Genomic DNA, 643 nt, shown 5'->3' with positions numbered 1-643 from the left:
ATCCGCGCGAGACACAGGAGATGGTGTTCGATGCGCATGCCCGAGCGTTCGCCTTCTTTGGCGGCGTCTGCACGCGCGGCATCTACGATAATATGTCGACGGCAGTGGACGCGGTGTTCCTCGGCAAGGAGCGCCGGTTCAACCGTCGGTTCGTCCAGATGTGCTGCCATTATCTGGTGGAGCCGACCGCCTGCACACCGGCTGCGGGTTGGGAGAAGGGGCAGGTCGAGAACCAGGTCGGACTCGTGCGCGAGCGGTTCTTCACCCCGCGGCTGCGCTTTGCGAGCTACGAGGAGCTGAACGCCTGGCTGCTCGATCGCTGCATCGAACACGCCAGTGCCCATCGTCATCCCGAGTTGCGCGAGCGGACCGTCGCCGACGTGTTCGACGACGAGAATGCGGCGCTGATGCGGCTGCCGACGACCGCCTTCAACGGCTTCCATGCGCTCACCGCGACCGTCTCCAAGACGCTGCTCGTGCGGTTCGATTACAACAAGGGGTCACTGCACGAAAGTGAAGTTTACGTACGCTAAGATCGAACGAACGGCGAACGCTGACGGTGCTAACGTCGGAAGGGTATGACGACAGCCTGGTCGAGGAAGGCGCGCATACCTTCTTCATCGACGGTCTGACGGAAAGCGGC

General features: G+C 62.5%; 1 pseudogene. It reads left to right on the top strand.

Annotation, left to right across the window (positions count from 1 at the left end):
* A pseudogene (gene istA / locus AACY52_RS29155) lies at nucleotides 1–506 on the top strand (IS21 family transposase); the annotation flags it as partial.
* Between the last annotated feature and the right edge of the window lie 137 nt (nucleotides 507–643).

Source organism: Pseudomonas sp. EA_65y_Pfl1_P113, from assembly GCF_963970525.1.
GTDB lineage: Bacteria > Pseudomonadota > Gammaproteobacteria > Pseudomonadales > Pseudomonadaceae > Aquipseudomonas > Aquipseudomonas tritici.
The sequence above is the reverse complement of the archived record's forward strand: the minus strand, read 5'-3'. Positions and strand labels throughout refer to the sequence as shown.